Raw genomic sequence first — 5,717 nt, 5'->3', positions numbered from 1 at the left:
TCTCCTGCAGCTCTCATACCTGTCATACCTGAAGCCATAATGTGGGAAATCGGCATACCCAATGGGTCGCCGACTCCGATCTATATGCCGTCTACGCCTGCAATTTCTACCATTGCTTTGCTTGCCCTTGTAACTGCATCAATTGGAGGAGTCTCAAGCATTGGGATTCCGCCGACACCCATACCCATGTCAACATGACATGGAATTGGGGATGCTTCGACAGCTGCCTTCATGAAGGTAACTGCTCTGGCAAGGTTCCAGGCTGATGTCTTGCTGGTGTTAGTATTGCAAACTGGACCGAAAACGTTTGCACCGGCCTTTGCAACCAGAGGCGCCTGCTGGTGAGGCCAGAGGCCTGCAAGGGTTACTCCGTCATACTGAAGGTTTCCATGCATACCAAGTACGCACTCTCCAGCCATGCCTGCTTCAATGTACATATCAGGGAATTCTTTCCTGAGGGCCTCGATTGCATGGAGTGTACCGTACATGTCAGCGTCGCCTGCTGCGCCGGTTGTGTCAAAGTTAACACCGTCTGCGCCGGAGGCAAAGAGTTTCTGCATGACCCATACAGTGTCTCTTGTCAGGTGTTCTGCAGCGTGTTCCATTGATTCCCATGCTTCCTGGATCTTGAAAGCCTTCATAAGGTCTCCAGGGTTCTCGAATGGTCCGTCAGGGGTGTAATAAAGTCCCATGTTCGGCATTGCACCGTAGAACAGAGGAATGACCATGTTCTGCTGGCAGACTTCCATTGTCTGGCACTCGTTTGATACTACAGGCTTCACTGGCTTGTAGCTGTAGTCAATATGACCGAGTTCCATTGTGTCGGCACCAAAAGCACGCTCGTGTGTCATACAGCCAACTAAGCGGCTGGAAGGAATGCCAACACCGCTGTTGCCCTGGTCACCGTCAAGTCGGATAGTACCAATATCGTGCGTTACGGGAATTTCCATGCCCTGTTCAACACTGACAGCCTTGCCAGGCATCATAAGGATTTCTGCAAGTTTGTCGAGTTCATTAGCATTAAGAGCAGGAATCTCACCAAGATCGGCAGCGTTTGCAGTACCAGCCTCAATCTCTGCCATTATCTGTTCTTTGGTAAGGAAGATGCGTTTACCGTCTCCCATTCTCAAAGCATATTCAGTTGCCATTTTTTTAATCCTCCTTTCTTGTTATCTTTAATTTTCAGATTTTGAAAACTATGTTCTGGGGTTTAAAATTTGGAAACAAAGGTTCTGGCTTGCCAGAGGGCTACTATCGCCAAAATAAGGATAAAAACCATCCACAGGACATCTGCTGCCGGTATGATGGAATTTGCCCAGTATGCATTATAAGCTTCTATAGCCGCTGCTGTTTGTGTCATTTTTATATCCTCCAATCACACATATCTGAGGCAAGCATCAGAGCCTCGCTGTATACCAAAGTCCGTTATCTTGTATTTGTGCAGTAGAAAACCTTTTTTGTAGATTCCGTTGTCGTCAACTTTTTGCTCCACATCCTTCAGCATTCCTCCGGATGCCAGTTCGATGATGTCAAAGTTAATGCTATCCCTTTGGAAATCACTCCTCATACCGTATTCTTCCTGGATCTTCTGAACGATTTCATAGTTCCAGTATTCCTTTCCGTCTAGGAAAAGCTCCAAGATTTTGAATTTGATAGGGCGTTTTCCACTCACTTCAGTCACCTCTCAGGGTTTCAAGTGCACTTGTGTCTTCAGTAAACATAATGAAACTCCCTGCGATACAGAGAAGACCGCCCAAAATAATCGTCCAATCTGGAACGTCTCCAAAGAATAGGAATATGAATATGACCGCGCAGAACCCATAGAGGTTCCCTATGCCCTGACCTCTTCCTACTCCTATAAGCGGGAATGATTTGTACCAGGTAACATAACAGAAACCAAATGTAATGCCTGCGAAGATCAGGATCAGCAGAGTTAAAGGCTCGAAAGCCTGCACTGCAAACGAGTACATCGGAAAGCCTACAAGCGCGAGAATTGGCACAATTATGATCCACCAGATTATGTTTTCTCCAAGGAAGCGAAGAGTCAACCCGGCATCAGGCTCTGAAATATCTAGCCCTTTGCCTGCAATTGCACCTTCAGTACCCCAGCCTATGGCAGCCATCAAACCTCCAAGATACCCTATCCAGGGGACATTTCCTGAAGAAAGTTCGTTAAGAAGCCCACCACCATAGATTGAGACACCTCCAAGAACGATAACTGCAATACCGATTGCTGCTCTTTTGGAGATCCTTTCTCCGTACCAGTAATAGGCAAGAATCGAGCCTATGACAGGATAAAGAAGGCCTGCAACAGCTGCAAACGATCCGCCGATAAAACCCATAGCAATAAAAGAACCAAGAATTGCCATTGGGCCACCGCATATAGAAGCCAGGAAGAACCATTTAGAACAGGTGTGGAATTCTCTAAGTGTCCTGCCCAGTTCTTTGTATTTTCCAAGCACTCCGTTCCAGACCATAAGCGCTAGCATGACAGTCAATGCATTAAAGGCAGTAATCAGTACAGCAGTCACAACGAGAGCTATGCCATCTCCGCTTGTTTCAGCAATAGCACTATTCATTTTATCAAACGGGTTAAGAACCCAAACAACGGTTCCTGGCAAATACCAGATTCCCCAGAATAAAGCACAGAAAAAGGCCCACATATACCCTTTACTGATCTTTCTTTTACTTTCCTGTTTTTTTAAAGCTTTCAAATCCACGAAAACTCCCTCCATTTTTCAGAACGCTGTGGAGTTCCCTCGGGACATAATCTCCAGTCCACATTCCACAGCCTGAAAGTCAGCCTAAAAGCTCTTTTTTGTGGGTCTTATACCTCTGGGAATATTTTCCAATTTTTTTGATTCAAACTCCCTTTTAACTGCTGTTTTTATTTGCTCTTCAGATTGCATCTAAGTTACCATTTTTACAATCGTTTTAAGCCGTTTTTATAATATTCCCATGAGCGGTATTGATCTGTAAGAGCTCTTACAGCTATATCCTAAGCTACAGTTTCACAAAAATTGAACAAAATAGAGTGTTGCAGAAAATGTACTCTTAAATACATTTTCTGCAGTTTAAACTGTTTGCTAAGGCTGCTTTATTAGACGTTCAGGGTTGCCTTGATCTTGGCGACTGCATCGTTGGCACTTTCACCATAGATGTCTGCACCGATCTTGTCTGCCCAGTCTTGGGTAACAGGAGCGCCACCAACCATGGTCTTGACCTGGTCGCGGACACCTGCCTCTTTCAGCTGCTCCTCGATCTGGATCTGGTTGACCATTGTGGTTGTCATAAGTGCGGAGGATGCGACAATCTGGGGTTTGACTTCCTTTACAGTATCGACATAGTTCTTAATTGGGACATCTCTTCCAAGGTCCACAACTTTGAAACCGGCAATTTTGAGCATAGAAGCTAAAATGTCCTTTCCGATGGAGTGGATGTCGCCTTCGATAGTTCCGAGAACAACGGTTCCAAGGCTCTTGGTATTAGCTTTGCGCTTTTCCATTTCCGGTGTGATAACTTTTATACCGGCATTCATTGCCTCGGCGGCTGCGAGCACGTGGGGCAGGAAAAGTTCACCCTGGCCGAATTTTTCCCCTACTTCTTCCATGCCTGCGGTAAAGCCCTTCTCAATGAGCTCTACAGGGTCGATGTTTGCTGCAAGGGCTTCAGCTGCGACTTCTTCTGCAAGTTCGTCGTCAAAATCAGTGATTGCTTCTTTTGCTTTTGCAATGATTGCTTCTTTGTTTGCCATTTTTAGATCTCCTGAATATCTGAATATTGTAATTACATGCCTCTGAAGGCTTTGTCAGCCTTGTCCACGATTGCCTTCATGTCCTTGAGGATGTCTGCGTCGATTGGGGTTACCTGGTGGTTCTTGAGAACGTCTACAACTACGTCGTGTGCAGCGGATGCAAGGTCCTTTGATCCGGCTGCTGCCCAGTCTCCGAACATGCGCCTGTCTATGATCTTGGGGTCAGAGGGGTAGTTCACAAGCTGCCTGGTCTGTTTGAGTGCAAGGAAGTTGTTTCCGATGCCTACTTTCTGGATGGATTCGACAGCAAGGGTTTCCTCATTTACAGGGACTCCCTGGAGGGCTTTTTTTGTCATCTTGATGATATCGTTGTCGATAACGAGCTGCTCCATAGAGAAGGTCATACCGAGCTCAAGCATACCGGCACCGTACAGGGTGTTTGCTCCGGAGAGAGCTGGGAGGAGACAGGTCATTGTCTTTTCGTGTCCGGCCTGGCCATCTGGGATCTTTGCATCAGACTAGGTGCCTGCCACGAATGCTGGGAGGCCATAGAACTGGGCGAGTTTTGCGACAGATGCGCTGATCAGACCGAGTTCGGGAGATCCGACGGGGGCAGTGCCCTTCTTCATGTCAAAAGTTGTAGTAGAGCTTCCGTACCAGACTTTGGTTCCGGGGACAGTAAGCTGGGCAAGCACAATTCCGGAGAGGACTTCTGCGTTGTGTGTAACAAGGGTTCCTGCAAGGTAAACAGGAGAAGATCCGCCGGACATTGCCATACTCAGGACGTTTACAGGCATTCCAAAGCGTGCGCCTTTCATGATGACCTGACATGCGTTAACGCTGAGCTCAAGAGGGCTTGTCGGGCAGACCAGCATGGAGAAGATAGATTTCTTCCTTGCTTCTTCTTCATCGCCGCCGTAGTAGGCCTTTACGATGTCTCTGTAGTACTCGACGTTTTCGCCGACAGGGTCAATGTGGTGGTAGTGCTTGGAGGTGCTTGCAAGTGGGGTGAGGGTCTCGTGGACGTCCTGTGCACCCTGACCTGCAACGTCCCTTGCGGAAACAGGCAGAGAGAAGTAGTCGATGTTTTCAGCCCAGTCACAGAGTTTTGCAATGTCTGCAATGTCCTGCTCGACGGAGTCAACGGTTACGTACTTGCCGTCCTGATACTTGCACATTTTGACACCGGTACCGAAGCAGGTCCAGTGAACCTTGCCGCCGCATTCCTGCACGGTGTTGTACTTCTTGTCGCGGCCCCAGAGGACGAATCTGGATGGTGCGAGCTGAAGGGCTCTTCTTACAAGATATTCAGGGATCTTTACAACGTTAGTCTTTTCGTCAACGTCACAGCCATTTTCCTTGAAGATCTGCCTTGCCTCGGGGTCAGAGACCTGGATACCGGGGTTCATCAGAACTTCCATGGTTGCGTAGTGAATTGCTTTAAGTTCATCAGTGGTAAAAAGGTTTAATTCTACACCATTGAGTGCGTTAAATCCAGCAACTGCATTATTTTTTGCCATTTTTATAACCTCCGAATTAGAATCATTTATGCCAGCAACTCTTTTGCTTTTGCAACAGCCTCGCTTGCATTTTCAGCATAGCAGTCTGCGCCGATCTTGTCAGCCCATGCCTGGGTTGCGGGTGCGCCGCCTACCATGACCTTTACTTTGTCCCTCATACCTTCTTCCTTGAGGAGCTCAATTACATCCTTCTGCCCCTGAAGGGTTGTGGTCATAAGGGCGGAAATTCCAATCATATTAGCATTGACTTCCTTTGCCTTTGCGATAAAGTTCTTGATTGGAACATCACGGCCGATGTCGTGCACTTCAAAACCAGCAGATTGGAGCATGGTGGAAACAATTGCTTTTCCAATATCATGGACGTCACCTTCTACGGTACCGTTCACAATAACACCGAGCTTTGAGCCGGAAGCCCCTTCAGGCATAAGATCCTTAAGAGCTGT

5 protein-coding genes and 2 pseudogenes are annotated in these 5,717 nt (G+C 47.3%); all 7 read right to left on the bottom strand.

Annotated elements, in window-relative coordinates:
- A pseudogene (gene mtbB / locus BP861_RS08345) lies at positions 1 to 1,148 on the bottom strand ([dimethylamine--corrinoid protein] Co-methyltransferase); the annotation flags it as partial.
- Positions 1,149 to 1,210: 62 nt separating this feature from the next.
- Positions 1,211 to 1,360, bottom strand: a complete 150-nt coding sequence (locus BP861_RS08340; protein WP_292374339.1) for a hypothetical protein — start codon at positions 1,358 to 1,360, stop codon at positions 1,211 to 1,213.
- 15 nt (positions 1,361 to 1,375) lie between these two features.
- Positions 1,376 to 1,672, bottom strand: coding sequence for a hypothetical protein (locus BP861_RS08335; protein ID WP_292374337.1), 297 nt, complete (start codon positions 1,670 to 1,672; stop codon positions 1,376 to 1,378).
- 1 nt (position 1,673) lies between these two features.
- Complete coding sequence (locus BP861_RS08330) at positions 1,674 to 2,735, bottom strand: EamA family transporter (protein ID WP_292374335.1); 1,062 nt, start codon at positions 2,733 to 2,735, stop codon at positions 1,674 to 1,676.
- Between the two features lie 365 nt (positions 2,736 to 3,100).
- Positions 3,101 to 3,754, bottom strand: a complete 654-nt coding sequence (locus tag BP861_RS08325) for a methyltransferase cognate corrinoid protein (protein ID WP_292374333.1) — start codon at positions 3,752 to 3,754, stop codon at positions 3,101 to 3,103.
- A gap of 32 nt (positions 3,755 to 3,786) precedes the next feature.
- Positions 3,787 to 5,274 (bottom strand): annotated as a pseudogene (gene mttB, locus BP861_RS08320) ([trimethylamine--corrinoid protein] Co-methyltransferase).
- A 26-nt stretch (positions 5,275 to 5,300) separates the two neighbouring features.
- The coding region (locus BP861_RS08315) for a cobalamin-dependent protein (protein ID WP_292374331.1) at positions 5,301 to 5,717 on the bottom strand (417 nt) is incomplete at its 5' end.

The sequence above is a fragment of the Methanosarcina sp. UBA411 genome (assembly GCF_002495725.1).
Lineage (GTDB): Archaea > Halobacteriota > Methanosarcinia > Methanosarcinales > Methanosarcinaceae > Methanosarcina.
The sequence above is the reverse complement of the archived record's forward strand: the minus strand, read 5'-3'. Positions and strand labels throughout refer to the sequence as shown.